Annotated in this window: 28 protein-coding genes and 1 tRNA gene; 14 read left to right on the top strand and 15 right to left on the bottom strand. The window is 69.8% G+C overall.

Features of this window, described 5'->3' with window-relative positions:
* The first annotated feature begins 18 nt into the window (after positions 1–18).
* Together bagA and bagB are read left to right on the top strand one after the other, a co-directional pair.
* On the top strand, positions 19–1,017 hold the full coding sequence (gene bagA / locus IEZ08_RS10510; RefSeq protein ID WP_068920683.1) for an ATPase BagA: 999 nt from the start codon (positions 19–21) through the stop codon (positions 1,015–1,017).
* A 91-nt stretch (positions 1,018–1,108) separates the two neighbouring features.
* Complete coding sequence (gene bagB / locus IEZ08_RS10505; RefSeq protein WP_068920682.1) at positions 1,109–2,245, top strand: ATPase BagB; 1,137 nt, start codon at positions 1,109–1,111, stop codon at positions 2,243–2,245.
* Between the two features lie 76 nt (positions 2,246–2,321).
* Here the strand turns inward: bagB and IEZ08_RS10500 are convergent, their stop codons facing one another.
* Positions 2,322–2,618 (bottom strand): WhiB family transcriptional regulator, encoded by a 297-nt coding sequence (locus tag IEZ08_RS10500; RefSeq protein ID WP_068920681.1) that lies wholly within the window; start codon positions 2,616–2,618, stop codon positions 2,322–2,324.
* Between the two features lie 301 nt (positions 2,619–2,919).
* Here IEZ08_RS10500 and IEZ08_RS10495 point away from each other — a divergent pair, with 301 nt between their 5' ends.
* On the top strand, positions 2,920–5,154 hold the full coding sequence (locus IEZ08_RS10495; RefSeq protein WP_229803028.1) for a transglycosylase domain-containing protein: 2,235 nt from the start codon (positions 2,920–2,922) through the stop codon (positions 5,152–5,154).
* A gap of 190 nt (positions 5,155–5,344) precedes the next feature.
* Here the strand turns inward: IEZ08_RS10495 and IEZ08_RS10490 are convergent, their stop codons facing one another.
* A complete protein-coding gene (locus IEZ08_RS10490) occupies positions 5,345–5,800 on the bottom strand; it encodes a GatB/YqeY domain-containing protein (protein ID WP_068928298.1) in 456 nt (151 codons plus the stop codon).
* A 91-nt stretch (positions 5,801–5,891) separates the two neighbouring features.
* Here IEZ08_RS10490 and IEZ08_RS10485 point away from each other — a divergent pair, with 91 nt between their 5' ends.
* The 6 genes from IEZ08_RS10485 to IEZ08_RS10460 all read left to right on the top strand — a co-directional run bounded on the left by IEZ08_RS10485 (position 5,892) and on the right by IEZ08_RS10460 (position 9,504).
* The gene (locus IEZ08_RS10485; RefSeq protein ID WP_068920679.1) at positions 5,892–6,791 is read left to right on the top strand and encodes a metallophosphoesterase; all 900 of its coding nucleotides are present in this window, start codon (positions 5,892–5,894) and stop codon (positions 6,789–6,791) included.
* Between the two features lie 101 nt (positions 6,792–6,892).
* Positions 6,893–6,966: transfer RNA gene (locus IEZ08_RS10480), tRNA-Pro, on the top strand.
* 97 nt (positions 6,967–7,063) lie between these two features.
* Positions 7,064–7,435 carry an ADP-ribosylglycohydrolase family protein gene (locus IEZ08_RS40610; RefSeq protein ID WP_203863327.1) on the top strand — a complete coding sequence of 124 codons (372 nt, stop codon included), beginning with the start codon at positions 7,064–7,066 and terminating at the stop codon, positions 7,433–7,435.
* Positions 7,436–7,542: 107 nt separating this feature from the next.
* Positions 7,543–7,881, top strand: a complete 339-nt coding sequence (locus IEZ08_RS10470) for an NACHT N-terminal helical domain 7-containing protein (protein WP_068920677.1) — start codon at positions 7,543–7,545, stop codon at positions 7,879–7,881.
* A 908-nt stretch (positions 7,882–8,789) separates the two neighbouring features.
* Positions 8,790–9,059, top strand: a complete 270-nt coding sequence (locus IEZ08_RS10465; protein ID WP_141703501.1) for a hypothetical protein — start codon at positions 8,790–8,792, stop codon at positions 9,057–9,059.
* A gap of 70 nt (positions 9,060–9,129) precedes the next feature.
* The gene (locus tag IEZ08_RS10460; RefSeq protein WP_068920675.1) at positions 9,130–9,504 is read left to right on the top strand and encodes a PH domain-containing protein; all 375 of its coding nucleotides are present in this window, start codon (positions 9,130–9,132) and stop codon (positions 9,502–9,504) included.
* Here the strand turns inward: IEZ08_RS10460 and IEZ08_RS40605 are convergent.
* The 3 genes from IEZ08_RS40605 to IEZ08_RS10445 all read right to left on the bottom strand — a co-directional run bounded on the left by IEZ08_RS40605 (position 9,492) and on the right by IEZ08_RS10445 (position 11,500).
* On the bottom strand, positions 9,492–9,818 hold the full coding sequence (locus IEZ08_RS40605) for an antirestriction protein ArdA (protein WP_068920674.1): 327 nt from the start codon (positions 9,816–9,818) through the stop codon (positions 9,492–9,494). The genes IEZ08_RS10460 and IEZ08_RS40605 overlap by 13 nt on opposite strands.
* The gene (locus IEZ08_RS10450; RefSeq protein ID WP_141703499.1) at positions 9,815–10,366 is read right to left on the bottom strand and encodes a hypothetical protein; all 552 of its coding nucleotides are present in this window, start codon (positions 10,364–10,366) and stop codon (positions 9,815–9,817) included. Before IEZ08_RS10450 ends, IEZ08_RS40605 begins: the two co-directional genes overlap by 4 nt.
* Before the next feature lie 90 nt (positions 10,367–10,456).
* Positions 10,457–11,500: a sugar ABC transporter substrate-binding protein gene (locus tag IEZ08_RS10445; RefSeq protein WP_189242060.1), complete on the bottom strand. Its 1,044-nt coding sequence runs from the start codon at positions 11,498–11,500 to the stop codon at positions 10,457–10,459.
* A gap of 122 nt (positions 11,501–11,622) precedes the next feature.
* On the opposite strand from IEZ08_RS10445, the gene IEZ08_RS10440 reads away from it, so the two are divergent.
* Entirely contained in the window at positions 11,623–12,906 is a 1,284-nt protein-coding gene (locus IEZ08_RS10440) for a GGDEF domain-containing protein (RefSeq protein ID WP_068920671.1), read from the top strand.
* Between the two features lie 79 nt (positions 12,907–12,985).
* Here IEZ08_RS10440 and IEZ08_RS10435 read toward each other — a convergent pair whose 3' ends face one another.
* Together IEZ08_RS10435 and IEZ08_RS10430 are read right to left on the bottom strand one after the other, a co-directional pair.
* Positions 12,986–13,456, bottom strand: coding sequence for a hypothetical protein (locus tag IEZ08_RS10435; RefSeq protein WP_068920670.1), 471 nt, complete (start codon positions 13,454–13,456; stop codon positions 12,986–12,988).
* A complete protein-coding gene (locus IEZ08_RS10430) occupies positions 13,449–13,676 on the bottom strand; it encodes an AbrB/MazE/SpoVT family DNA-binding domain-containing protein (RefSeq protein WP_068920669.1) in 228 nt (75 codons plus the stop codon). Before IEZ08_RS10430 ends, IEZ08_RS10435 begins: the two co-directional genes overlap by 8 nt.
* A gap of 125 nt (positions 13,677–13,801) precedes the next feature.
* Between IEZ08_RS10430 and IEZ08_RS10425 the strand changes: the two genes are divergently transcribed.
* Both IEZ08_RS10425 and IEZ08_RS10420 read left to right on the top strand, forming a co-directional pair.
* Positions 13,802–14,164, top strand: a complete 363-nt coding sequence (locus IEZ08_RS10425) for a VOC family protein (protein ID WP_068920668.1) — start codon at positions 13,802–13,804, stop codon at positions 14,162–14,164.
* A gap of 249 nt (positions 14,165–14,413) precedes the next feature.
* A complete protein-coding gene (locus IEZ08_RS10420) occupies positions 14,414–15,559 on the top strand; it encodes a phosphorothioated DNA-binding restriction endonuclease (RefSeq protein ID WP_373294339.1) in 1,146 nt (381 codons plus the stop codon).
* A 91-nt stretch (positions 15,560–15,650) separates the two neighbouring features.
* On the opposite strand, the gene IEZ08_RS10415 is transcribed toward IEZ08_RS10420, so the two are convergent.
* From IEZ08_RS10415 to IEZ08_RS10400, 4 genes are all read right to left on the bottom strand, one after another.
* A complete protein-coding gene (locus tag IEZ08_RS10415) occupies positions 15,651–16,271 on the bottom strand; it encodes a response regulator (RefSeq protein ID WP_068920666.1) in 621 nt (206 codons plus the stop codon).
* Entirely contained in the window at positions 16,268–17,563 is a 1,296-nt protein-coding gene (locus tag IEZ08_RS10410) for a histidine kinase (RefSeq protein ID WP_068928297.1), read from the bottom strand. The genes IEZ08_RS10415 and IEZ08_RS10410 overlap by 4 nt, the downstream gene beginning before the upstream one ends.
* 22 nt (positions 17,564–17,585) lie before the next feature.
* Positions 17,586–18,728, bottom strand: a complete 1,143-nt coding sequence (locus IEZ08_RS10405; RefSeq protein WP_068920665.1) for a DUF418 domain-containing protein — start codon at positions 18,726–18,728, stop codon at positions 17,586–17,588.
* Positions 18,729–19,049: 321 nt separating this feature from the next.
* Positions 19,050–20,249, bottom strand: coding sequence for a hypothetical protein (locus tag IEZ08_RS10400; RefSeq protein WP_068920663.1), 1,200 nt, complete (start codon positions 20,247–20,249; stop codon positions 19,050–19,052).
* A gap of 523 nt (positions 20,250–20,772) precedes the next feature.
* Between IEZ08_RS10400 and IEZ08_RS10395 the strand changes: the two genes are divergently transcribed.
* Together IEZ08_RS10395 and IEZ08_RS10390 are read left to right on the top strand one after the other, a co-directional pair.
* Positions 20,773–20,982 carry a hypothetical protein gene (locus IEZ08_RS10395; protein WP_084779473.1) on the top strand — a complete coding sequence of 70 codons (210 nt, stop codon included), beginning with the start codon at positions 20,773–20,775 and terminating at the stop codon, positions 20,980–20,982.
* Position 20,983: 1 nt separating this feature from the next.
* Positions 20,984–21,283 carry a DUF2795 domain-containing protein gene (locus IEZ08_RS10390; RefSeq protein WP_068920662.1) on the top strand — a complete coding sequence of 100 codons (300 nt, stop codon included), beginning with the start codon at positions 20,984–20,986 and terminating at the stop codon, positions 21,281–21,283.
* A 152-nt stretch (positions 21,284–21,435) separates the two neighbouring features.
* On the opposite strand, the gene IEZ08_RS10385 is transcribed toward IEZ08_RS10390, so the two are convergent.
* The 4 genes from IEZ08_RS10385 to IEZ08_RS10370 all read right to left on the bottom strand — a co-directional run bounded on the left by IEZ08_RS10385 (position 21,436) and on the right by IEZ08_RS10370 (position 25,011).
* Positions 21,436–21,894, bottom strand: coding sequence for a carboxymuconolactone decarboxylase family protein (locus tag IEZ08_RS10385; RefSeq protein WP_068920661.1), 459 nt, complete (start codon positions 21,892–21,894; stop codon positions 21,436–21,438).
* A complete protein-coding gene (sigJ, locus tag IEZ08_RS10380) occupies positions 21,891–22,754 on the bottom strand; it encodes an RNA polymerase sigma factor SigJ (protein WP_068920660.1) in 864 nt (287 codons plus the stop codon). Before sigJ ends, IEZ08_RS10385 begins: the two co-directional genes overlap by 4 nt.
* Positions 22,755–22,902: 148 nt before the next feature.
* A complete protein-coding gene (locus IEZ08_RS10375; protein WP_068920659.1) occupies positions 22,903–24,201 on the bottom strand; it encodes an aspartate aminotransferase type Ic in 1,299 nt (432 codons plus the stop codon).
* Between the two features lie 78 nt (positions 24,202–24,279).
* Positions 24,280–25,011: an HNH endonuclease family protein gene (locus IEZ08_RS10370; protein WP_203863323.1), complete on the bottom strand. Its 732-nt coding sequence runs from the start codon at positions 25,009–25,011 to the stop codon at positions 24,280–24,282.
* Between the last annotated feature and the right edge of the window lie 66 nt (positions 25,012–25,077).

Below are 25,077 nucleotides of genomic sequence, written 5' to 3'. Positions count from 1 at the left end.
TTGGGTAGCCTTCGAAACGTGAGTTCGCGCGATACCGACTGGGATGGTGTACGGCTTCACGTCGTCACCGGCAAGGGTGGCACCGGCAAGACCACGGTAGCCGCCGCACTCGCCCTCGCCCTCGCCGCGGAAGGCCGCAAGGTCCTGCTGGTCGAGGTCGAGGGGCGCCAGGGGATCGCCCAGGTCTTCGATCTGCCGCCGCTGCCGTACGAGGAGCGGAAGATCGCCGTCGCGCCCGGCGGCGGGGACGTCTACGCGCTGGCCGTCGACCCCGAAGAGGCCATGCTCGAATACCTGGAGATGTTCTACGGCATGCGCCGGGCCGGCCGCGCGCTGAGCAAGCTCGGCATCGTCGACTTCGCCACCACCATCGCCCCGGGGTTCCGCGACGTCCTCGTCACGGGCAAGACGACCGAGGCCGTCCGCCGCAAGGGCAAGGACGGCCGGCGGATCTACGACGCGGTGGTGCTGGACGCGCCGCCGACCGGCCGGGTCGTACGGTTCCTCAACGTCACCAACGAGGTGGCCGGGCTGGCCCGGGTCGGACCGATCAAGAACCACGCCGATCTGGTCAGCGGGGTCGTCGCCTCTCCCGAGACCGCGGTGCACTTCGTCACGCTCCTGGAGGAGATGCCCGTCCAGGAGACCCTCGACGGGATCACCGAACTCCGCGGAGCCGGCCTGCCCGCGGGCGGCGTCTTCATCAACATGGTCAGGAGCTCGCTGCTGCCCGCGACGGCCCTCGACGCCGCCGCGGCGGGCCGGTTCGACCCGGCTGAACTGGCGCTGGGACTCAAGGCCGCCGGGCTGGCCGAGGGCGGCTCCGCCACCGTGGCCGAGGCGCTGGCCCAGGAGGTCGTCGAGCACGCCCGCCGTACCGAGTTGGAGCGGCAGGAGCGCACGTCGCTCGACGCCGCCGGCCGTCCCCGCTACGAGCTGCCGCTGCTGCCGGACGGGGTCGACCTGGCCGGGCTGTATGAGCTGGCCGAGCTGATGCGCGGGCAGGGCGCGGCGTGAGCGGGGCCGCCCGGGTGCGGGCGCGGGAACCGCAGACGCAGCAACCACAGGTTCGGGGACCGCAGACGCACGAACCGCAGATTCAGGGAGCATGGTGAAGAACGTCCCGGTTCTCGACCTCGACGCGATCATTGACGACCCGGGCACCCGGATCATCGTCTGCTGCGGCTCGGGCGGTGTCGGCAAGACCACCACCGCGGCCGCCCTGGGCCTGCGCGCCGCCGAACGCGGGCGCTGCGCCGTCGTCCTGACCGTGGACCCCGCGCGGCGGCTGGCCCAGTCCATGGGCCTGTCGGAGCTCGACAACACGCCCCGGCCCATCGCGGGCGTCGGGGGCGAGGGCAACGGCAAGCTGTACGCGATGATGCTCGACATGAAGCGGACCTTCGATGAGATCATCGAGGCCCACGCCGATCCCGAGCGCGCCCGCCAGATCCTGACGAACCCCTTCTACCAGTCCCTGTCGTCCAGCTTCTCCGGCACGCAGGAGTACATGGCGATGGAGAAGCTCGGCCAGCTCCGCCGGTCGGGCGAGTGGGATCTGATCATCGTGGACACCCCGCCGTCCCGCTCCGCGCTGGACTTCCTGGACGCTCCGGAACGGCTCGGCCGCTTCCTGGACGGCCGTTTCATCCGGATGCTGACCGCCCCGGCCAAGGCGGGCGGGCGCAGCGCCTTCAAGCTGCTCAACGCGGGTTTCGGACTGGTCGCCGGGGCCCTGACCAAGCTGCTGGGCGCGCAGGTCCTCAAGGACCTGCAGATGTTCGTGTCCGCCCTGGACGCCGTCTTCGGCGGCTTCCGGGCGCGGGCGGAGCAGACCTACAAGCTGCTGCAGGCCCCCGGAACCGCGTTCCTGGTCGTCGCCGCGCCCGAACGGGACGCGATGCGCGAGGCGTCGTACTTCGTGGAGCGGCTGGCCGAGGAGCGCATGCCGCTGGCCGGAGTGGTGATCAACCGGGTCCACCGCTCGCCCGCGGCGGTGTTGTCGGCCGCCCGGAGCACCGCGGCGGCCGAGGACCTGGAGTCACGCGGCGAGCACGAGCTGACCTCGGCGGTGCTGCGGCTGCACGCCGACCGGATGCAGCTGGCCGCGCGTGAACAGCGCGAGCAGGACCACTTCACCTCCGCGCACCCCACGGTGCCGGTGGCACGCGTCCCGGCCATGCCGGAGGACGTGCACGACCTCGACGGTCTACGCGAAGTGGGCACGCTGCTGGCCGCGCAGTGATCACATGATCGAAATGATCATGGTGATCCGCGCGGCCCGGTAAGCGGGCCTCCGCCCGGCGGAGGTCAGCCGGGGGTCACCCGGCGATCAGCTCATTGGTCCGCTCGTACTCTTCCTTGGCGACTTCGAGCAGCTCCCGCCAGGAGTCGACGTCCGGCCGCCGGCGCAGCAGCGCGCGGCGTTCGCGCTCGGTCATCCCGCCCCACACCCCGAACTCGATGCGGTTGTCCAGCGCATCGGCGAGGCACTCGGTCCGGACCGGGCATCCCCGACAGATCAGCTTCGCTCGGTTCTGGGCAGCGCCCTGAACGAACAGCGCGTCGGGATCCGCACCCTTACAAGCCGCACTGGAGGTCCAATCCGTGATCCACATTCGACCCCACTCCCCTTAGGTGGTCAGTCGTGACTTGGGGGGGCCGACGGGCGCGGTCGTCGGGCCTCCGTATTCAGTTGCCGCAGAAGAGACCGTACGCAATCAGACGTTCAGGCCGACAGCCCCCGGCGGGACCAATTTCTTACATGGTTCCGGAGGGCTATGTGGCCGGGAATGACTAGTTACCTCTTCCTTGGGCAAGGGTTGATCCAACGGAATCGGTGTTCCGTTACCGTTTGAACCATCCGCCCGACGTACTCTTGGACTCGTGCAAGCTCAAGGCAAAGATCAGAAGTCTGCAGTGGGGAACGCCCTACGGCTCATCGCCGCGGGCGCAGCCGCGGGTGTGCTGGTCGGCGCCATCGCACTCCCTGCGGTGGGCGGCGCGGGCCTGACCGTGAAGTCCGCGACCGAGGAGCTCCGCCTGGAGGCGGAGGATCTGAAGGAACCCCCCCTCTCCGAGAAAACGACGCTGCTCGACAAGAACGGCAAGCAGATCGCGCAGTTCTACTACGAGAACCGCGAATCGGTGACGCTCGACAAGATCGCCGATGTCATGAAGACGGCGATCGTCGCGATCGAGGACAACCGGTTCTACGAGCACGGCGCGCTCGACGTGGAGGGCACCTTCCGCGCGGCGATGAAGAACCTCGCCGGCGGCGGCGTCGTCCAGGGTGGCTCCTCGATCACCCAGCAGTACGTCAAGCTGGTGCTCGTCAGCAGCGCCGAGACCAAGGAGGAGCAGGCCGCCGCCCAGGCGCCCACCTTCTCCCGCAAGCTCAAGGAGCTGCGCTACGCGCTGGCCCTCGAGGAGAAGTACACCAAGTCCGAGATTCTTGAGAAATATCTCAACATCTCCTACTTCGGAGCGGGTGCGCACGGCATCCAGGCCGCCTCCAAGCGGTTCTTCGACAAGCCGGCCTCCGAGCTGACCCTCTGGGAGGCCGCCACGCTGGCGGGAGCCGTACAGAACCCCAGCGTGACCGACCCGAGCACCGGCAAGGCCGCCCGCGAGCGCCTCCTGGCCCGGCGCAACCTCGTGCTGGACCAGATGCTCAAGTACGGCAAGATCACGGCCCAGGAGGCCGCGGAGGCCAAGGCCAAGAAGCTCGGGTTCAAGAACATCCCGGTCCCCGGCGGCTGCGACGAGAGCCCCTACCCCTACTTCTGCCTCTACGCCCAGCACGAGATCCTCAACAACGAGGACTTCGGCAAGACCCCGGAGGCCCGCAAGAAGTTCCTCCAGCGCGGCGGTCTGACGATCAAGACGACGCTCGACCCGCAGGCGCAGAAGGCCTCCGAGAAGGCCATCAAGACCTACGTGAAGACGACCGACAAGCCGGTCGCCGCGCAGGCGATGGTCGTCCCCGGCACCGGCGCCATCCGGGCGATGGCCGCCAGCCGGAAGTTCGGGCAGAACAAGAAGAAGAACGAGATGAGCTACAACCTCGCGGCCGACGTGGAGCACGGCGGCGGCGCGGGGTTCCAGGCCGGCTCCACGTTCAAGCCGTTCACCCTGCTCACCGCGCTCGACCAGGGGATGAAGCTGAACGACGGCTTCTCCACCGGTTCCGGTTACCGGGCGCCGAGCGAGGGAGCCTTCCGCAACTGCAAGGGAGAGCGGGTCGGCGAGCCCTCCCACGAGGTGCGCAACTCCAGCGAGGGCGGCGGCGGCTTCAAGACCCTGACCACCGGCACGCTCGGTTCGGTGAACACCTTCTTCATGAAACTCGAAGAAGAGGTCGGGCTCTGCGAGACCGTCAAGATGGCCAAGAGCCTGGGCATCAAGCGCGCCGACGGCAAGCCGCTGAAGGAGTTCGAGACCTTCACGCTCGGCATCAACGAGATGGACCCGGTGACGGTCGCCGCCGCCTACGCGACGATCGGCGCCCGCGGCACCTACTGCAAGCCGATGGCCATCACGGAGATCGTCGACCGGTACGGCAAGGCCACCTCCTACAAGCCCAAGTGCAAGGAGGTCCTGGACGAGGAGGTCGCCGACGCGGCCGCGCACATCATGTCCGGGGTGTTCGCCAAGGGCACGATGACCGAGGTGGGCGGCATCGGCCGCCCCGCGGCGGGCAAGACCGGAACGACCGACGCCTACACCGCGGCCTGGTTCGCCGGTTTCACCCCCGACATGGCCTCCGCGGTCAGCCTCGGCGACCCGCGCGGCGCCTTCGAGCACGACCTGGTCGGCGTGACCATCGGCGGGCGTTACTACAGCTACGTGTACGGCGCGTCGATCTCCGGCCGGATCTGGAAGGACTCCATGATCGGCGCCTTGAAGGGCGTCCCGGCGACCGAGTTCACCCCGGTGAACCACGAGCGCTTCGGCGGCTGCTCGGCCGGCCGGTGCGCGCCCCCGCCCAAGAAGGAGCCGCGCGGCGACGGCGGTGACGACAACGGCGGAGACGGTGGAGACGACGGCGGGAACGGTGGAGACGACGGCGGAGACGACAACGGCGGCTTCGACTTCGACTCCCCGCCGGGATGGGGTGAGGAGAACGACGGCGGCTCGCCCATCGTCCCCTGAGGTCCGCTGAGACCCGCGGGGCCGGGGTCCGCTGAGGTTTCCCGAGAACGCGAGAGCCCTCCCTGGGAACGTCCAGGGAGGGCTCTCGCGGTTTCGGGCCGCATTCGAGACCCGGGCGTCACCCGAGGATCGAGTGCGTCAGGGACGGGCTCAGGCCGTCACCCGAGGTCGGAGGGCGCAGGGGTCGGATTCAGGCCGTCAGGCGGGCCCGTACGGCCTGCGCCACCCGGCCTCCCTCGGCGCGCCCGGCGACCTTGGGGTTCAGGACCTTCATGACCTGGCCCATCGCCTGCGGCCCGGAGGCTCCGCTCTCCGCGATGGCCTCGTCCACGAGCGCGCCGAGCTCCTCGTCGGAGAGCTGGGCCGGGAGGTACTCCTCCAGCACGGCCTGCTCGTCCAGCTCGGCCTGGGCCTGCGCGGCGCGGCCGGCGTTGCCGAAGGCCTCGGCCGCCTCGCGGCGCTTCTTGGCCTCCTTGGTCAGCACCTTGATGATCTCGTCGTCGCTCAGCTCGCGAGCCGTCTTCCCCGCGACCTCCTCGACGTTCACGGCCGCCAGGGCCATGCGGATCGTCCGGGTGCGGACCTCGTCCTTGCTCTTCATCGAGGCCGTGAGATCGGCCTTCAGCTTGTCCTTCAATGCGCTCATGCGGTCCATCTTGCCGCCTCACCAGCCCGGTTGTATCCCGGGTTTCCGGTAGCGAGGCGGTAGCGGGGCCTTCCTCGGGCATGATGGGAAGGTGAGGAAAGCAGCCGCGGTACCCCTGTCCCTGCTCGGCGCCGGCCTGGCCGGCCTCGCCTACGCCTCGGTCGTCGAGCGCAACGCGTTCCGGCTGCGGCGCTTCGACGTGCCCGTGCTGGAGCCCGGACAGCGTCCGGTGCGCATCCTGCAGCTCTCCGACCTGCACCTCACACCCGGCAGGCGGATGCTCATCAACTGGGTCCGCTCCCTGGGCGACCTCAAGCCCGACCTGGTGGTCAACACCGGCGACTCCATCGCCCACCCCGACGCGGTCGGGCCGCTCCTGCACGCCCTGGAGCCGCTGCTGTCCCGTCCGGGCCTGTTCGTGTACGGCTCCAACGACCTGTACGCCCCCCGGCCCAAGAACCCCGCCCGCTACCTGTGGCGGTCCTCCAAGGGCGACAACCTCCAGCACACCCCCAGCCTCCCCTGGCGGGAGCTCGGCGCCGGCATGGCCGCCGCGGGCTGGCTGGACATGAACAACACCACCGCCCGCATCAAGGTGGGCGACCTCGACGTGGCCGTGGGCGGCATCCACGACTCCCACATCGACCGCGACCGCTACGACCTGATCGCCGGTCCCGCCCCCGCCGACGCCGACCTCCGCCTCGGTGTGATGCACTCCCCCGAGCCCCGCAACATGACCCTGTTCGCCGCCGACGGCTACCAGCTCCTGCTGGCCGGCCACACCCACGGCGGCCAGCTCTGCATCCCGTTCTACGGCGCCCTGGTCACCAACTGCGGCATCGACCGGGCCCGCGTCAAGGGCCTGAGCCGCCACGACTCGGCCTACCTCCACGTCTCCGCGGGCCTGGGCACGAGCCCCTACGCCCCGGTCCGCTTCGCCTGCTTCCCCGAGGCCTCGCTCCTGACCCTGGTGCCCCGCCGCCGGGGGTGACCGCCGATCCCGGCACCCGCCATCGAGGGTGACGCCCAGGGTGACACAAGCACCCACGAAGTCCGCTAGACTTTCCCAAGCACGAGCAAGACGGCGTGCACCGGGGTGTAGCGCAGTTTGGCAGCGCGCTTCGTTCGGGACGAAGAGGTCGTGGGTTCAAATCCCGCCACCCCGACACTGTGGTCGCAGGTCAAGGGCCTGATCGCTGGAGACGGCGATCAGGCCCTTGAGCCGTTTACCCCCCATCCACCGTCACGGCTGAACGGCCTTACATCCTCACCGCCGTCCACCCCGGCCACCGGGAACGCTACGCCACCGTCCTGGACCCGTCCCGGCACCCTGAGCAGGCCACCGAGTTCAACGGCGCGGTCTGGCCCTGCCTCGGCTCAGCCGTATGGGCGCTGCGCACCACCGGCGGCTACGAGAACGCCCTGCGCGCCGCGATCGACCTGGGCGGCGATACCGACACCGTCGCCGCGGTCACCGGCGGCCTGGCCGGTGCGGTCCATGGACTGGCCGCGATCCCGGACCGCTGGACACAGCCGTTGCATGTGCCGCTCCCTGGAGGCGGCGGCCGGATCCTGCGCCTGCCACACCTGCTCGACCTTGCCCGCCGCCTGGCAGAACCAGTCTCGACGAGGTGACGGCTCCGGGGCCCCGCTGAGGGCCGAGGCTGCCTGGTCACCTCGGGAACGGCCCGCGGCCGTGAAGTTCCGGCCAGAAGGGGAGTGATTCCTCCTGCGGAGATCTTATGGCCAGAAGGCTCTCGTACGCGGACGCGGTCAAACTGCTCGGTGGTGACAGTGCGTTTGTCCAGACCCTGGAGAAGGTGACCGGCGGGTTGCTACTGCTGATGCTCACCCTGTACGACGCCGCCGACAACGCACTGCAACGAGAAGGCACAGGACTCGACCCGGCCGAGCTGTACGAGCGTATCCTGGTGCGCTTCGCCGAGCGGGAGATCCGCAAGTCTTCTCTCTGGTTGCACGGCGCCCGACTGGTCGCCCCGTCAGGGAGACTGCGCACACAAGCCATGAACCCGTACGTCTCAACGCGCCGGCCCGTCATGCCGCGTACTCATTCAATCTGACATCGATCTGTGTGCAACGCATCCGGGACATCGACGGACGAGACGTAGTCATCAGCATGGGATCGAACCTTTTCGCCAGTGCCTGGACGCCACCAGACCTGGACCCGACCACGGAAAGGCTGTGACCCAGTCCGGTGCACCGTCCAGAGAGTGTGCGGAACCAACTGTTCACGCTCTCATCAGGCTCTGGCTCACCTCATGATGACCGTCGCGATCCCAGCGGCTCCGGCTGATCTCCTAGGGCTAGTGCACCTGGGGAAGCAGGCGGAGATCACCATGCCGAGGCGCACCCGGCACAGGTCGGTCGAGAGCCGGGACAGGGACGGCTCCCGGCGGGAGGCTCATCCTCTCCGCGAAATCACGAAGCACCGCAGAGAGCACATCCCGCGCGCAGTCCCGATCTGCAGGGTCCGGGATCGCCGCCAGCACGGACCGGACCCAGTCGATGTGAACGGTCAGCCGTTCCGCCGAGTCGGCGGCGGCCGTCGCGCGCTTGCGGTGATATGCGTCGCGCCGCTCGTGCTTCGGAGCGCGGCGCCTTTCCTGAACCATAGGGAAAACATATCCACCGCAGCACCTCGGGTGGGGGCGCTTTAAAGAACCGCCTCCCACGGGAGAGGCCAGCCCTCCCTGTCATACTCTCGATTCCGACACCTAGAAAGGGGTGAAATAATCCGAAATCTACTATAAATCATGGCGTTTCCGCGGCTCACTCTCCCCTTGATATACCCCTGTCCCATGGCGGCCCCCGCAGCCCGGGCGATCGGCTGGGAGATCCCGGGACAGGAGCAGCCGCGCACGTCGCCGATCGAGCGGCTCGGGAAACGCTCACGGTCGCCGGGGAACCATCCGTACGCCGTCATCGTTTGAGCGTGTGTCCCCGTACACACATTGTGGAGGCGACCGGCATGGGACTCTTCGGCGACGACAATGACAGCCAGGCCCAGGAGCAGATCTCGCAGGACGCGCGGATCGCATTTGACCGGGGTTACCAGGTCTACGTCGCCTATATCCCAGACGAAGTCCCCAAGAAGTACAGGCAGGTCCACACCTCGTGGGGAGCCACCGAGGCGATCAGCCGTATCGAGCGGGAAGGATGGCTCCTGAACCACATGCTCGAAAGCATGTACGGGAATGGTGTGCGCGTCCTCACCTGCACTTTCCGACGGCAGGAATAGCCGTCCCGACCCGCGGGGATCCGGCCGGCAAGCGTGGGACGTGACTCATCCTGCGGGTAATCTCGGAGAAGTGATCGACTTCAACAGCGGCTCCCTCTTCAAGCTGAATCCGTGCCATCCGCAGGAGGTCGGCCCGACTGTGGCCCCCCTCATGCTCCAGGGCGAACAGATCGTCGCGTCCTACAAAACCGTCCGGGACTTCGTCGTCTTCACCGACAAGCGCGTCATCGCGGTCAACGTCCAGGGACTCACCGGCAAGAAACGCGACTTCTCCTCCCTGCCCTACAGCAAGATCCAGGCATGGTCGGTCGAGACCGCCGGAACCTTCGACCTCGACGCCGAGCTGGAGCTCTGGTTCAGCGGCCTGGGCAAGGTCCGCTTCGAGTTCAAGGGCAGCTCCGACATCGTCCGCCTCAGCCACATGATCGCCGGCTACGTTCTGTAGGACAGACGGGGCACTCCAGCCAAGATCCACCTACACTCGGCAACCATGGACTGGGCGGAGCCGACCGCCGCCACCCGTTCGACCGTCTCCGACTCGGAGACGAGGGCATCGCCAAAGCCCTGGTGATCGTGGATCGCCCACTCCTCCGCCTCGGGAACGGGTGAGGCCGTGAGCATGGCCCGGATCTCGGCGGAGATCTCGGCAGGCTCCTGTAACGCGTCGATCCACCGGCCATGCGACCTGCCGGCACTGTAGGCAGCGAGGCAGGCCGCATGGATCCGCGGCCGAACGGGCGCCGTCTCCTCCCCGGTCATCGGTCGGTCTCGCTCTCCCGCCGCCCCGCCTGGATCTCCTCCGCCGGCCTGCGCCCGGTGACCTTGTCGTACGGCAGGCGGTCGGTCCAGGAATACGGAGAATCCGCCGCCCGCAGGACTCGATGCCCCGCCCCGGCGATGAGCGCGGGCACGGTCAGGCTCTTGGTGTTGACCCGCACCACCTCGAACCACGTCCCGCCGTACCGGGCGAAGTCCCCCTTGCGGAAGTCGGAGGCGCTCCAGATCTTGACCCCGTCGGCCTCGGCCTGGGCGACCAGCTCCCGCCAGTACGCCAACTCCTCGTCCATCTCGGCGACGCGCCGCCGGATCTCCTCAGCCTGATCAGGCGAGCCGAGGGCGTCCCAACCATGGGCAGAGTCGCCGGCCAGGGCCCGGTCATAGACCCTCCTGCCAGCCTCCAGACGTTCGATGCGGCGTAGCGTGGTCGGGACGTTCTCCCGGTGACACCGGTAGTTCTCCAGAGTTTTCCCGGACACCTGGATCTCCGCGAGCGCGGGCCGGACCCCTTCGGGCCGTTCAAGCCTCACACTCCTGATCGGTGAGTTCTCCCCGGTGCACCGTGCCTGCCCTATCGGTGACCAGGGGAGCTCCTGAGCTGAGGATTCACGGGCCAGGCCTTAGGCGAGGGGATGGAGATGCGAGTCGAGATCGCTGAGAATGTTCTCGACACGCGGCTGGAACCACTGCTGCCGATTGGTCTCGGACTGCTGCCGCCGGGTTATCTCATCCACGTTGGCGACGGTGACCAGCAGACCGTCGGTACGGAGCCACCCTTGCGGCAGTTCCCGCGTCCCCATGGCGTTCTCCGCCTGCAGCCGACCGGCCAGGGCTCCCTTGAGGTAGTGCTCGGGCGACATCAGCATCAGATCCCCGGCCTTGACCGCGGCCAGTGAGCGCGGGTCGAGATCGAACCCCGCGGCCAGCCACGGACCACCGGTCTCCCTGCGGATCGTGGCGAGGTTGTAGCTGTCGATGTCACCGGTGGCCATGAAGGCCAGAGCGTCGGGGTTGGCCCGGACCAGTCCCCGCCACGCGGCCAGGTTCGCGGTCGGATCCAGCATGGTGTCGAACGGACCCCGTACCTTCACCAGCGGCAGGCGCTGCGCGAACCGTTCCCGCATCCCCTCGGCCCGATTGTCCAGCACGGGAACGCCCGGGACGGGGGAGCCGATGATGACGGTGCCCTGGGCGTCCGGCGGGAGCCGCTCGATGATCCCGTCGGCGAGCGCCGCGCCCATCGCGTGGTTGTCGTTTCCGATGAACAGCGGGACCTGAGGCCCGGGAGGCGGGGCGTTGTCCACCGCGACGAGCGGCACGCCGCTCTTCCCCACCCGGGACATGGGGCGGGCGAGCAGTTCGGGGTGGAGGGTGAACAGCGACACACCGCCCCTGGCCCGCGTGGCCACATCCTCGAAGATGGTCGCCTGCCGGGGGCCGTCCGTGATCGGGGGCCCGTCCACGAGCGCGGTCACTCCGGGCACGGCGGCCACGCCCGAGCGGAACCCGAGAGACATCTCCTGGGTGAAGTTGTGCTTCTGCGCCGCCACCACGAACCCCACGGTCCGCGCACGGTCGTCATCCTGCGTGCTGTTACCGCATCCGGCGGTCAGGGCGGCCATCACGGCCGCCGCTACCACCGCGGCGAGACGACGCCCAATCATTTTCCCCACCTGTGATCTATGGATAGCGCCGGTAAAAGGCTGTGCGAGACGGTTACGGAACTCACATTCGGCAGAAGCCGACCGATGGTAAGGAGAACGTCTATCGCACGGAGTGGAGAGCTATGGTGCACAGGCTGAAGCTGGCGCGTGTCGTACCGCGTCTCGCCGTCGCGGGCCTGGCGGTGGGACTGGTGGCGCTCGCCACACTCGCCATCTGGGGGACGCACACCACCGCGCGGACCACGGAGCGGGTCAACCAGATGAACGCGGTGATCGACGTGTGGGGCCAGATCCTGTTCGCAGTCACCGTGGAGGAGTCCGCGGCGGACGACCTGCTCCGGGCGGACCGGGGAGCCGACCGCCAGCGGCTGGCCAACGCCATCGGGTCGGCGCAGGACGAGCTGGACTGGCTGGTCCGGAACGCCGACGAGGGCGAGAGCCGCTCCATCGACACGTTCCGCCACAGTTACGCGGCCTACGGCCAGACGTTGCGTCAGTTGATGGACGCCAGCGTTGGGAGCGACGAGCGGCTGGAGCCGTACGTCGAGCAGGCCGCTCTGGCATTCAGCTCGGTCCGCAAGCAGGCAACGAGCAACCTCGGCCGCAAGCAGCTGGAACTGGCTGAGTATCTGACGGAGGTCGACGACACCAACGCGCGGACGCGGATGGCCACGTGGGGGGTGTTCGCGGTGGACGCGCTGCTGTTCACGTTCTGCGCCGGCATATTGGTGAACTACCAGCGGCGGATCGAACGGGAGGCCGCCGGCAGCCGCCACCAGGCGCTGCACGACGCGCTGACCGGGTTGCCGAACCGTGTGATGCTCGGGCAACGGCTCGACGAAGCACTCGCCTCCGCACAGCGGACCGGGAAGTCCGTCGGTCTGCTGCTCATCGACCTGGATGGGTTCAAGCAGGTCAACGACACGCTGGGACACCACTGCGGAGACCTGCTGCTCCAGCAGGTGGCCGACCGGCTGATGTCGGTGGTGCGCACCAGCGACACCGTCGCCCGCCTCGGCGGGGACGAGTTCGCCATCCTGCTGCCCGATTCCGTTCTGAGTGGCGCCCACGATGTGGCGGCACGGGTCCTGGCCGTTCTCGGCCAGCCCGTCGAGCTGGGTGACCGGCAGGCGCGCATCGGCGGAAGCATCGGCATAGCGGTGTACCCCGGGGACGGTGGAGACCGCCAAGAGCTGTCCAGATACGCGGACGCGGCGATGTACCACGCCAAGCGCCAGCGTCTGGGCATGGCGGCGTACCGCGAGGTTTTCCAGGACGGTCCTTCCCGGGCCGGCGCTCCCCTGGCCGGGGAGGACCAGTTCCTTCCCGGGCCGCACCTCCCCGCGGGTTCGAACACCGTCCCTCTGCTGTCCTGGCCGGAGAGGTCGATGCCGCCGGCCTCGTGACCCCCGCGGCCACGGCGCGGTGCCGGATTCCGTGCGCCCCGCGTTCCGGCAGCGGTTGCCGGTCACGGTGCACCGCCCGTCACCGCAGAACGGCTCGGCTCAGCATCACGCGGCAGTACCACCAGAACAGGAAGGACAGGACACCGACGCCGATGTCGAACAGGCTCATCGACGGCCCGAGGATGTCCCACCGATCCCGGAAGGCGAACGTGAGGATCAGCAGCACCAGCTGGGCCAGCGCGGTCATCAGGGCCAGCGGCACCGCCCAGCGGGAGCGCAGGATCGAGGCCGTCGCCGAGGCGAGACCTCCGGTGACGTTGAGGGTCCACAGCACGCCGAGACCGAACGGATAGTCGGTGAAGTAGCCGATCTGAGGCTCCGCGTAGCCCTGAGCGGCCATGTAGTCCGGGTTCAGCGTGAGCGTGAGCACGTAGTCCCGCGCGCCACCGATGTAGAGGGCGAGCATGAACAGCCCGACGACCCACAGATGCCATGGTGCGCGGCCTCGCCGGGGATTCTCCGCCGTGGTCGGCACGGTGTCTTCACGCATCGTCGCTCCGGTCTTTGCGGGCGTCGAGCACGGTCTCGGCGAGGTGGACGAAGTCGTCGTTGCGCAGCACCGCGATGCCGCGTTCCACGTCCGCCAGCAGCAGCAACGTGTCTCCGGGAACGATCCCGAACATGTCCCTCATGTCCTTCGGAATGACGATCTGACCGCGATCTCCGACTTTGGCCGTACCGGCGAGCTTTCCTGGTGGTGGTGGCGTCAATCCGGCTCCATGTGCGCTAGATCCTACTTTTCATACTTTTCATACCTACTCTAGACTATGCGTCGGGTGTTGATGGATGCCATCCCCTGGCACCCCCTCTGAAGATCTCGACCTCGGGAGTCGCCATGATCACGCACATCGGCGTGGCCGTGCTCTACGTCAGTGATCAGCAGGAGTCCGTGGACTTCTATGTCGAAAAGCTCGGTTTCACGAAGACCACCGACGCGGAGATGTCCGAAGGAACGCGCTGGATCGAGGTGACTCCACCGAACGGCCAGACGGCGATAGCCATTCACGACGCCGCGGCGTTCGGGAAGCAGCCCGGAGAAGGGGCGTACCTCACCTTCACGTGCGACGACATCCAGGCGACGGTCGACGGACTCCGGAACGCAGGGGTCACGGTCACCGACCCGACCGAAGAGCCGTGGGGCATATATGCGCATATAGACGGTCCGGACGGCCACCGGATTCAGATCCATCAGAAATAGCCGATCACAGCACGTACCGGCCCTTCCTGAACTCGCCTGAGCCACCGCTCATCGCAAGCAGGCCGGGGCCGGAGTCGGCGAGGGCCGCTCCGGCGGCCTGTCGCCGGACGGTCCATGGGGCCGAATCGGCAAGGGAACCGGTACGGAGGCGCCAGCCTGGGATGACGCCGCTGCGGCCCCCGGAGGAAGAGCCGGCGCTCCCGGTACTCCCAGCACGGTCGCGGCGGTGCTCCCGGACACGCGGAACCCTTGAATCCCGGAAATAAGGATCATTACTCTCAATCCGGTCGGCACAGAACGCCTGTCCCGTCCCGGGACGACGCCCCGGGGCACCGGGCGCACGAGCCGCCGTCCGGCTCCGGCGTCCGGCGCAGCATCGTGTGCCCGTACCACGCCTGGAACTTCGACCTGACCGGCCGGTTGAGGCGGGCGCGCGGCACCGGCGGCATGCCGGACTTCGACACCTCCGCGGTGCGCCCGGACCAGATCCACCTACACTCGGCAACCATGGACTGGGTGGAGCGGATCGCCGGCATCAGACGCTGGGCCCGCGACGGCGAGCGAGCACCGCACAAGCCGCTCCTCCTGCTGTACGCCCTGGGCCGGTTCCAACGCGAAGGCGGCGCCCCGCTCGTCTTCAGCGCCGTCGAAGCCGACCTCAAACGCCTGCTGAAGGAGTACGGCCCGCCCCGCGACACCAGCCCCGGTTACCCCTTCCACCACCTGGCCGGTGACGGCGTCTGGCTCGTGGACACCGTCCACGGGCCGGGTAGCCCGGGCGCGGGACTCGGCCGTCTCCGTGCCTCCCAGGCCACCGGCCGCCTCCACCCGGACCTGATCCGCGCCCTGGTCGACGATTCCCGCCTCGTCTCCCGTCTGGCACGGTTCCTGCTCGACAACAACTTCGAGCCCTCGCTCCACCCCGACATCTGCGCCCTTGTCGGCCTCGACCTGGAGAGCGCCGAGGCCGGGGCACCCACCATGCGGAAGGCCAGGCGCCGTGACCCGGCCTTCCGCAACCAGGTCCTGATGGCGTACGAGTACTGCTGCGCCTTCTGCGGATACGACGGCTGGCTCGACGGCGTCACCGTCGGGCTCGACGCCGCCCACGTCCGCTGGTGGGCCTTCGACGGCCCCGACGACCTGGCCAACGGCCTGTGCCTGTGCGGCATCCATCACAAGCTCTTCGACAAAGGTGTCCTCGGCCTGGACACCCGGCGCGCCATCACCGTCTCCGCCAGGTACGTCGGCCGCAGCCGAGCGTCGCGGGAGATGGTGCTCCACCTCGCCGGACAGCCGATCCGCGAACCTCAGCCCGGTCTGCGGCCCCTCGACGACGACCACATCTCCTGGCATTTCCGGCAGGTGTTCCGCTCACCCGCCAGAGGCACCTGAGATCCGCCGGCCGCCCGTTCCGCACCGCGGCGCGGAAGCGCACGCGAGAACTCGTCATGCCTCGGGATGGCCGGACCGCCGCACCGCGGCGTCATGGCAGCAGGCCGCGGGTGTAGGCGGTCGCCACGGCTGAGGCCCGGTCGGAGACGCCTAGTTTCGTGTAGATATGAGCCAGGTGGGTCTTGACCGTCGTCTCGCTGATGAACAGCGTCGCGGCCGTCTCCTTGTTGGTGCAGCCCTGTGCGACCAGGCCGAGGACGGTCCGTTCACGCTCGCTCAGCTCGGCGGGGGGCGGCGTGCGGACGCGGTTGAGCACGCGGGCGGCCACGGCCGGGGACAGCACCGTCTCTCCGGCCGCCGCCGCGCGCACGGCGCGGAAGACCTCCTCGCGCGGGGAGTCCTTGAGCAGGTAGCCGATCGCGCCCGCGGTCAGGGCGGGCAGCACGTCGTCGTCACCGTCGTAGGTGGTCAGGACCAGCACGCGGGCCGACGGCACCCGCTCCGCCAGCAGGCGGATGAACTCCGCTCCCCCGTCGGGCATGCGCAGATCGGTCAGCACGATGTCGGGGCGCTCCCGTACGGCCACGGCGAGTCCCCGCTCCCCGTTCTCCGCCTCGCCCACGACCTCCAGGTCGGCCTGCTCGACGAACATGCCGCGCAGGCCGTCCCGCACGACGGGATGGTCGTCCACGATCACCAGCCGTACCGTCACGTCGTCTCCCGCTCGGCCGCCGCGGGGATCGCGGGGATCGTCACGCTGATCGCGGTGCCCTGGCCGGGCGCGGACTCCACCTCGACGTTCCCGGCGAGCCTGACGACCCGCTGCCGCATGGCGGTGAGACCGAAGCCTCCGCTCGTCCCGGCACCTCCGCCCGTTCCCGCGGGGGCGAGGGGGGTGAACCCCACTCCGTCGTCCCGGATATCGGCCACCACCACATCCTCCATGTACGACAGGGTGACGCCGGTCTTGCCTGCTCCGGCGTGCCGGGCCACGTTGGCCAGTGCCTCCTGCACAGCCCGGTACACGGCCACCTCGACCTCGGGGTGCAGCAGCCGGGCGGTGCCGGTGACGGTGAGCGTGGCGGGCAGTTCGTTCGCCGCGCTCCAGCCGGAGACCAGCGATGACAGCGCCTCGGGCAGCTTGCTCTCCGCCAGCGGACCGGGACGCATGTCGTCCAGGGAGCGGCGGACCTCGGTCAGGCTCTCCCTGGCGAGGCTCCGCGCGACGGCCAGGCGCCGCCGTACCGCCCCGGCGTCGTTCGCGGCCTCCTCGGCGGCTTCGAGCTGGGTGACGATGCCCGCCAGGCCCTGGGCGACGGTGTCGTGGATCTCCCTCGCCAGCCTGCCGCGCTCTCCGGTGACGCCGGTCTGACGGGCCGCGGCCAGCAGCCTGCCCTGCAGTTCGGCGTTCTCCTCACCGAGCAGGGCGAGGCGGAGGTTGGCACTCTCCAGCGCCTGGTTCGCGTTCTCCAGCGCCTGGTTGGCGCTCTCCAGCGCCCGGTTGGCGGCGCGGCGGCGTTCGACCTCGGCCTCCAGGGCCCTGATGCTCCAGCCGATGAACGCCGCCAGCACCGCTCCGGTGAGCGCCGACGCGATCAGCCAGGGGCTCCTGGAGTTCAGGAGAGAGGACGGGCCGTCCACGGCGACGAACGCCGTGACGGCCACCCCGAGGTAGGCGTACCGGCCGGGGAGCGTCGCGAAGGCCGTGGGGAAGCAGGCGAGCACCAGCAGTCCGTACGCCGGGTGGCGCGAGGACAGCGCCCACGTCAGCGCGACGAGCCCGGTGAAGTAGACCGCCATCGGCGCCAGCGCCCGCTCCGGCCACTCGGGGTGCGCCAGCACCATCCACCAGTGCCACACCGCCACGACGGCGGCCAGCGCGACGGTGACGACCCGGTCGTACGGCGGCGCCGACGAGTCGGCCACCGCGATCACGGTCGCCACCACGAGGAGGCACAGCGGCAGGGCGCGCCATGCCCTGTCCCAGTCGTGAACCCTCAGCATCCTCAGCACGCCGCCCTCGCTCTCACCCGCGCGGGTAGGTCAGGCGCCGCAGCAGCGTCTCGGCGGGCCCGCGTACTCCGGCCCTGCGCATGAACTCGGCCGCGACCACCGTCGCCGCCCACGTGCCGAGGGCGAGCGCGACCGTGGCAGCGGACCCCAGCGACCCGCCAAGCCCGATCGTATAAGGGGGGAGAAGCGCTACAAATACCACCGACTGGAGAAGATAGCTCGTCATCGAGCGCTGTCCGCAGGACGCCAGCGCGGTCGCCAGCGGACCGCGTCGCGTGCCGATCCGCCGCGCGAGCAGGGAGATCGCAGCCGCGTATCCCAGGCCGGCGGCGATGCCCGACACCATGTGGACGGCGTTGAGCGCCATCACCGCGACGGGGTCGTCCACGGTGACGAACCCGGTCGCGGTCAGGCCCACGGGCAGTCCGCCGAGCGTTCCGGCGAGCGGTCCCCACACCGCGGCCCGCCGTACCGTCCTGTCCGGTACGGCCAGCAGTTCCCGCCGCCCCGCCCAGACCCCCACGAGCCCGGCGGTGAACACGCCCGTCATCCCGAGCGGGGTCAGCACCCACTCGATCGGCCGCAGCGCCAGCGCCGTCAGCGGGTCGTCGACCGCGAACGACCAGAAGATGCTCCGCTCAGTCGTCGCCCGCGGGGTGTTGTAGGCCAGGGCGGACATCAGGGCGACGGGGACGAGCCAGATTCCGGCGAGGACCAGCAGGGTCCGGTCGCGCACACGCAGCAGCCGGACGATCGCGAGCCCGAGCAGCCCGTAGACCCCGAGCACGTCCCCGGAGAACAGGAGCACGGCGTGGACCGCCCCGAACGCGAGCAGCCACCGGCTCCGCCGCTTCAGGACCCGCCGCCCCTCGGTGTCGTCCCGCCGCCGGTTCCAGATCTGGATCATGCCGTAGCCGAACAGCGCGGCGAACATCGGGTAGGCCCGCCCGTCCACGAACGTCATGCTCAGCGTCGTCGTCACCCGGTTCAGCAGGTCGTGCTCGATGATGTGCTGCCGGATGCCGTACGGGCGGCCGTACAGGTAGATCGCGGAGTTGGCCACGGCGATCAGCGCCAGCATGACCCCTCTGGCGAGATCGGGAGCGAGCTGGCGCTCGCCTTCCCGGACCGGTCGCAGTCCCAGGGTGGTGACCATCTTTCCTCCTCGGCTCGATGGGTTCCCACCGAGTGTGCGAGGGAGGGGCCGGTCACCGAATCGCGCGACAGGGCGCGTCTCGCCCGCGGACGGACGACGACCGGCATCCTCCGTTCGGAGGATGCCGGTGCCGGGCGGTGGTACCGGCCGCCCGGCGTGTTCACTGGCTGACGGCCCTCTCGTACAGCCGGATGGCCAGCGGCATGGACACGGTCGTGACGATGTTCGCCCAGCAGGTCCGGCGCTCGCTTGATCTTGAACATGCGCCTGGTGATCGTCGCGCCGTCCTTACTTTCAGCCGCCGCTGCCGGGAAACCGGTGTCATGTGACCTGTTCACGACCGCAGAACGGCGAGGAGATGAGGTCGTGGCGGTGCTTCCAGGCCAGTTGGAGGACGGCTGCGCCGGCCGCCTGCATGGGCTCGTGGTGGACGTACCGGCTCACCGTGTCGGCGTCGAACGGGATTCCCCGTGCCCCGACGACCCGTCCCTCCTCGTTCGAGGCGGTGATGTCACCGAAGACCGCGTCGAAGACGTCCGCCTCGATCACGGTCACCGCGAGGATGTCCGTGGCGAAGGTGAGGGGGTCCACCCCGATGCCGAGGACGGAGGAGTGGAGCCGGCCGCTCTCGCGGGCGTCGGCCAGCTCCCGGTAGAGGGGCCAGGTCTCGTAGTCGAAGGCGTCGCCGTACACCTCGGGCCGCCGGAGGAACTCCTCGGCGTACTCGCGCACCGTGCATTTCCACAGGTCGAAGTCGGCGGCCTCGGCGTGCGGAGTCTCCTCGGCGGGCTGGAACACCCCCACCGGCATGACCTGGTAGAGCCCGCCTCCGTGCGCGACCCGGGCGGGGTCGCGCCAGTGGAGCACGAACGTCATCGCCCCGGTACGGCCGTCATGCCGGAGCGTCAGCATGGAGACCGCCGGGAGCGCCGTCCGGGAGCGCAGGTCGGTGGGGTCGCCGGCGAGCCGGCGGAAGGGCAGCCCCGCCGTTCCGGGAAGCCCCGCCTCCCCGGAAAGCTCGGAAAGTTCCGCCTCCTCGGAAGGTCCCGCCTCCCCGGGAGGTCCCGCCGTCCCGGGGAGGCGGGATGCCGCGAACTCGTGGGCCACCGCCTCGCCGACGTCGACCCCGTCGAAGTAGCGGCCGCGGGTGAAGCCCAGTTCCGGCCAGGCCACGTCGAGCAACCGGTAGCACGTGCGGTTCTCGAACATCCCAGGCCTGTCGAGAGCCTCCATGGCCTGGGCGTAGGACGGCGTGCCCGGCGGGAGCGCGGATCCGGCCTCCGCCTCGCGGCCGGTCACCGCCGGTGCGGGGGAGCGGTCGGTCCATCGCAGGACGAGCCGGTCGAGCGGGAGGGGGCGGTCGAGCGTCCACTCCGCCCTGGTGAGCAGGTGTGTCGAGCCGACCCTCGGCAGGTCCGGATAGAGCCGGTCGGCGGCCCGCGCGAGGTCGTGACGGTGCCCGTTGAGATAACGGCGCACGTCGCGCCAGACCGGCCGGGGTCCGTACGGTCGCGCGCTCATCGGCGTCCTCCCCCTCTCACGACCGGGGCCTCATCCCGGCGAAGAGTGCTTCGAGCACGCGGTCGACGTAGTCGTGCGTCAGCGGCTCCTGTGTGATCAGCAGTCTGAAGTATCGTGTGCTTGCCGACGCCGACGCCGGCGCGGGCCGCGACCGCCTCGATGCTGAGCTTCGTCTAGCCGACCTCCTGCGCCAGGCCGAGCGTGGCACGCATGATCACCTTCGTGCGATCGGCGGCTCCGGTCGGGCCCTGGGATGTCATGCCGCCACCTTACCGGAACGGCACGTGCCGTTCCCGACGGAGACAGACAGGACGGCGGGAAAGGCTCGCCATCCCGGGGCACGGCTCCACGCGCGGACCCGTGCCCCCGCCCCTCCGCGGCCGCAGGCCCGCCCCGCCCGCCGGAGAGGACCACTCGGAGCGCGGAGCCGTACGGCCTGCGTCCTCCCCGCTCCCCGGGTCAGGTGTGGTCCCTGGTGAGCCGGGTAACGCACGGAAGGAGGGGGGAAAGGAAGTGATGTCTCATGCCTCGTCCCGGTAGTCACTCCTATGACAAGGAACGTGCCAGACTCCGCCAACGGCTGGAGAAACAGGGGCTGAGCGAAGACGAACTGAAGGAACGCGTCAACAAGAGCATGCAGTCCGATCCGGACAAGCGCCCCAGGAAGGCCACGGCCCGCGCCGACGGGCCCAAGGCCGAGCGGCCCTCCCGGGGCCGGCAGGGAGGAGAGTGACATGACGCGGACCACTGATCCCGGTCTCGTCCGGCAGGCCCTGCTGAGCCTGGACTACCCGGCCGACAAGCAGGAAGTGATCCAGCAGGCGACCAACGCCGGCGCGGAGGCGGCGGTCCTCCGCGTCCTGGCCGCCCTGCCGCTGGGGACGTATGACAACCTCGACGAGATCCTGCGGTCGATCCCGCGCTCTCCCGACGAGGGTGAGGACATCACCCCCGGGGAGCGGGACACCAAGGTCACGGCCGACGCCATCGGGAGCCGTGGCCGGATCACCGAACACCTGCGGGAACCCCGCTAGGGAGTGCCGGACACGACCCGGCCCGGGAGAGACCCGGGCCCGCACCGGGTGCCGCAACCCGGTGCGGGCCCGGATCCGTCACGACCGTACGGCTCAAGCCCGGTGGCGCGGACCCGCGACCGCCCAGGCCGGCGACGCGAGCCCGCCACCGCTCAGGACCGGCGGTGCGAGCCCGCGACCAGGCGGGTGGTCACGCCGATCCGGTTCCACGCGTTGATCGTGGCGATCGCCACCACCAGCGCGGCCAGCGTCTCCTCGTCGTAGTGCCGGGCCGCCTCCTCCCACACCGGGTCGGGCACGGCCTCGCCCCGGTCGGCCAGGCGGGTGGCCTCCTCGGTCAGGGCCAGCGCGGCCCGCTCCGCGTCGGTGAAGTACGGCGCCTCCCGCCAGGCCGCGACCGCGAAGATCCGCTCGTCGCTCTCCCCGGCCTTCTTCATGTCGTGGGAGTGCATGTCCACGCAGAAACCGCAGCCGTTGATCTGGCTGGCGCGCAGCTTGACCAGCTCCAGGGTGCTGTGCGGCAGGCTGCTCCCGTTCAGAAATCGCTCCAGGCCCAGCATGGCCCTGTACGCCTCCGGGGCGAGCTCCGCGACGTTCATCCGCTGCTTCATCTGACTCTCCTCAGCTTCTCCGGGTTCAGCACGATGTCGATCTCTGTGATCCGCCCGCCCGCCACGGTCAGCCCCGTGACGCCGATCAGCTCGTCCCCGCGGAAGCGGAGCAGTCCCGGCCGGCCGTTGACCGTCGACTGCCGCTGCCTCGTGCCGGTGCCGAACCGCTCGGACACCCCGATCAGGAACCGGGCCACCTTCTCCGCGCCGAGGATCGGCCTCCGCGCCGCCCTCACGGTTCCACCGCCGTCGCTGATCAGCACCACGTCCGGATCGAGCAGCGCCAGCAGGGCGTCCATGCTCCGGCCGCCCGTCGCCTCGACGAAGGCGTCCACCACCTTGCGGTGTTCGGCCGCGTCCACGTCGAACCGGGGGGCCCGTGCCGAGATGTGCTTCCTGGCACGGGCCGCGAGCTGCCGGCAGGCCGCGGGGGTGCGCCCCACCGCCTGGCCCACCTCGGCGAACGAGAGGCCGAACACGTCGTGCAGGACGAACGCGGTGCGCTCGGCCGGGCTGAGCGACTCCAGCACGACCAGCATGGCCATGCTCATGGACTCCGCCATCGTCACCCGGTCGGCCGGGTCCCCGTCCGTCACGACGGGCTCGGGCAGCCACGGCCCCACGTACTCCTCCCGGCGCACGCGCGCCGAGCGGAGCACGTCCAGGGCCAGCCGGGAGACCGTGACCACCAGCCACCCGGTGACGTCGTCGATCTGCGCGCGGTCGGCCCTGACCAGGCGCAGCCACGCGTCCTGCACCACGTCGTCGGCCTCGTCCACGGTACCGAGCAGCCCGTAGGCCACCCCCACCAGCCGGGGCCGGATCGCGACGAACTCGGCCGCGAGCTCCTCGTCGTCCATGTGACGATCATCCACGCTATGGGCGTTCACGGAACGAGGACGAGACAGCCCGCGATCGTGTGACATCCGCGGCCCTTCCGGCCCGGTACGCACTTGGCGGTCGCACGTGCTCCTCCGCGCCGGTCGCGTACGGGCGGCGTCCGGGCGGCTATCGGGCGCTCTCCAGCAGCTTCTCGGTGGCGACCAGGCGCACGCAGACGGTCAGGCCGGTGATGGCCGCCTCCAGCTCCTCCAGGCCCGGGTAGCTCGGCGCGATGCGGATGGTGCTGTCGCGGGGGTCGTCACCGTAGGGGTGGGTGGCCCCGGCGGGGGTCAGGGCGATGCCGGCCTCCGCAGCGCGGCGCACCACCTCCCGGGCGCACCCCTCCAGCACGTCGAGGCTGACGAAGTAACCGCCCTGCGGGGTGGACCAGGAGGCCAGGCCCGTGCCGCCCAGTTCCTTGGCGAGGATCGTCTCCACCGCGTCGAACTTCGGCCGGAGCAGCTCCCGGTGGCGGCGCATGTGCTCCAGGACCCCGGCCTCGTCGCGGAGGAACTCCACGTGGCGGAGGTGGTTGATCTTGTCGGGGCCGATCGTGCTCTTGGCCAGGTGCCCGAGGAGCCAGGACACGTTGGCCGGGGACGAGCCGAAGAAGGCGACGCCGGCGCCGGCGAAGGTGATCTTCGAGGTGGAGCCGTAGATGAAGGGCCGGTCGGGGTTTCCGCTCTCGGCGCACAGCGCCAGCAGGTCGGCGATCTCCACGGGGGTGTCGGTCAGGTGGTGGACGGCGTACGCGTTGTCCCAGAAGATCCGGAAGTCCGGGGCGGCGGCCCGCATCCCCGCCAGGCGGCGCACGGTCTCGTCGCTGTAGCAGACGCCGTCCGGGTTGCTGTACTTCGGCACGCACCAGATGCCCTTGATCTGGGCGTCCTCACCGGCCAGTCGCTCCACGACGTCCATGTCGGGTCCCTGGGCGGTCATCGGCACCGGGATGAGCTCGATCCCGAACCGCTCGCACAGGGCGAAGTGCCGGTCGTAGCCGGGGACCGGGCACAGGAAGGCGATCCGCTCCTCGTCGGCCCAGCGGCGCCCGGCTCCCGGCAGGGGGCTGAGCATCGCGTGGACGACGGAGTCGTGCATCAGCGTGAGGCTGGAGTTCCCGCCCGCGATCAGCTGCGCCGTGGGCACCTGGAGCAGGCCGCTGAAGATCTCACGGAGCTCGGTGAGGCCGTGCAGGCCGCCGTAGTTGCGGGTGTCGGTCCCGTCGGCCGCGCGGTGGCCCCCGGCGGGCAGTGTCAGCATCTCGGCGGCGAGGTCGAGCTGGTCCGGCGAGGGCTTGCCGCGCGTGAGGTCGAGGGAGAGGCCGCGCTCGACCAGCTTGGCGTAGTCGCTTCGCGCGCTGTCACGCAGGGCGATCAGCTCGGCGGTGCTGAGGGTCGGGGAGGTGGACGGGGCCGAAGAGGTCACGGGAGTTCCTTCGCCTGCCAGATCATGGGTCGACTTGGAAGGATAGAAGACCCGCGCCGGTCGCCGGACACCGGCCCGTCAGCGGCACTGGGCGAGCATGGCGGCCTTGTCGGCGCGGGTCACCGGCAGGTCGTACTTCAGTGCGACCTGGGCGAACCGTACGGCGTAGGCGCAGCGGACCTTCCTGCGGGGCGGGAGCCACCGGGCCGGGCCCAGCCCCCCCTTGGCCTCGTTGACGTCTCCCTCCACCGGCATCAGGTTGAGCGGGTCGTTGGCGATCCGCGCCCGTTTGGCCGCCGACCAGCGCCGGGCGCCCATCCGCCACTCGTAGGAGAGCGGGATGACGTGGTCGACCTGCACCTCGTCCGCGCGCTTCCTGCTCCAGCGGATGGTCCTGCCCGTGTACGGGTCGCGCAGCTCCATCGCGACCACCACGCAGTCCGACCCGCTGCGGTATCGCACCTTCTCACCGTCCCTGGCGAGCAGGTCGTCGCGGGTACGGCAGCCGTTGCGGGCGTACGGCACACCGGTCGCGGTGTCCGCCCAGTTCCTGCCGAACCGGGCCCGCGAGTAACCGGCTTTCGAGCCCATCGGGGCGACCGCCAGCCTGCGGATCAGCCTGACCGCCTCGGCCCTGTCGCCGGCGGAGGTCACGGGGGCCAGTCCCGGCCGTGTCCCCGAGGGGTTGTCGAGAGGGGCCGCTCTCACCCGGGCCTCGCCCTGGAGCGCCGCCCCGGTGTCCTCCCGGCTCACCACGGAGAACATCACCAGGGCGCCCAGCAGGGCGGCGGCCACCCCGCGTGCGCTCAACGGTGCCTCCACAGAGGGTCGAGAAGCCGCCTGACGACCCAGATTTTACTGATTCCCGGTCTCCGC

Source organism: Planobispora rosea (assembly GCF_014648175.1).
Lineage (GTDB): Bacteria > Actinomycetota > Actinomycetes > Streptosporangiales > Streptosporangiaceae > Planobispora > Planobispora rosea.
This window is presented reverse-complemented; position numbering and strand designations above follow the sequence as displayed.

Excerpts from the sequence above, each read along its gene's own strand:
- bagB (WP_068920682.1), top strand. The coding sequence starts at position 1,109 with ATGGTGAAGAACGTCCCGGTTCTCGACCTCGACGCGATCATTGACGAC.
- IEZ08_RS10500 (WP_068920681.1), bottom strand. The coding sequence starts at position 2,618 with ATGTGGATCACGGATTGGACCTCCAGTGCGGCTTGTAAGGGTGCGGAT.
- IEZ08_RS10490 (WP_068928298.1), bottom strand. The coding sequence starts at position 5,800 with ATGAGCGCATTGAAGGACAAGCTGAAGGCCGATCTCACGGCCTCGATG.
- IEZ08_RS10470 (WP_068920677.1), top strand. The coding sequence starts at position 7,543 with ATGGCCAGAAGGCTCTCGTACGCGGACGCGGTCAAACTGCTCGGTGGT.
- IEZ08_RS10465 (WP_141703501.1), top strand. The coding sequence starts at position 8,790 with ATGGGACTCTTCGGCGACGACAATGACAGCCAGGCCCAGGAGCAGATC.
- IEZ08_RS40605 (WP_068920674.1), bottom strand. The coding sequence starts at position 9,818 with ATGACCGGGGAGGAGACGGCGCCCGTTCGGCCGCGGATCCATGCGGCC.
- IEZ08_RS10445 (WP_189242060.1), bottom strand. The coding sequence starts at position 11,500 with ATGATTGGGCGTCGTCTCGCCGCGGTGGTAGCGGCGGCCGTGATGGCC.
- IEZ08_RS10440 (WP_068920671.1), top strand. The coding sequence starts at position 11,623 with ATGGTGCACAGGCTGAAGCTGGCGCGTGTCGTACCGCGTCTCGCCGTC.
- IEZ08_RS10435 (WP_068920670.1), bottom strand. The coding sequence starts at position 13,456 with ATGCGTGAAGACACCGTGCCGACCACGGCGGAGAATCCCCGGCGAGGC.
- IEZ08_RS10425 (WP_068920668.1), top strand. The coding sequence starts at position 13,802 with ATGATCACGCACATCGGCGTGGCCGTGCTCTACGTCAGTGATCAGCAG.
- IEZ08_RS10410 (WP_068928297.1), bottom strand. The coding sequence starts at position 17,563 with ATGCTGAGGGTTCACGACTGGGACAGGGCATGGCGCGCCCTGCCGCTG.
- IEZ08_RS10405 (WP_068920665.1), bottom strand. The coding sequence starts at position 18,728 with ATGGTCACCACCCTGGGACTGCGACCGGTCCGGGAAGGCGAGCGCCAG.
- IEZ08_RS10400 (WP_068920663.1), bottom strand. The coding sequence starts at position 20,249 with ATGAGCGCGCGACCGTACGGACCCCGGCCGGTCTGGCGCGACGTGCGC.
- IEZ08_RS10395 (WP_084779473.1), top strand. The coding sequence starts at position 20,773 with ATGCCTCGTCCCGGTAGTCACTCCTATGACAAGGAACGTGCCAGACTC.
- IEZ08_RS10390 (WP_068920662.1), top strand. The coding sequence starts at position 20,984 with ATGACGCGGACCACTGATCCCGGTCTCGTCCGGCAGGCCCTGCTGAGC.
- IEZ08_RS10385 (WP_068920661.1), bottom strand. The coding sequence starts at position 21,894 with ATGAAGCAGCGGATGAACGTCGCGGAGCTCGCCCCGGAGGCGTACAGG.
- sigJ (WP_068920660.1), bottom strand. The coding sequence starts at position 22,754 with ATGGACGACGAGGAGCTCGCGGCCGAGTTCGTCGCGATCCGGCCCCGG.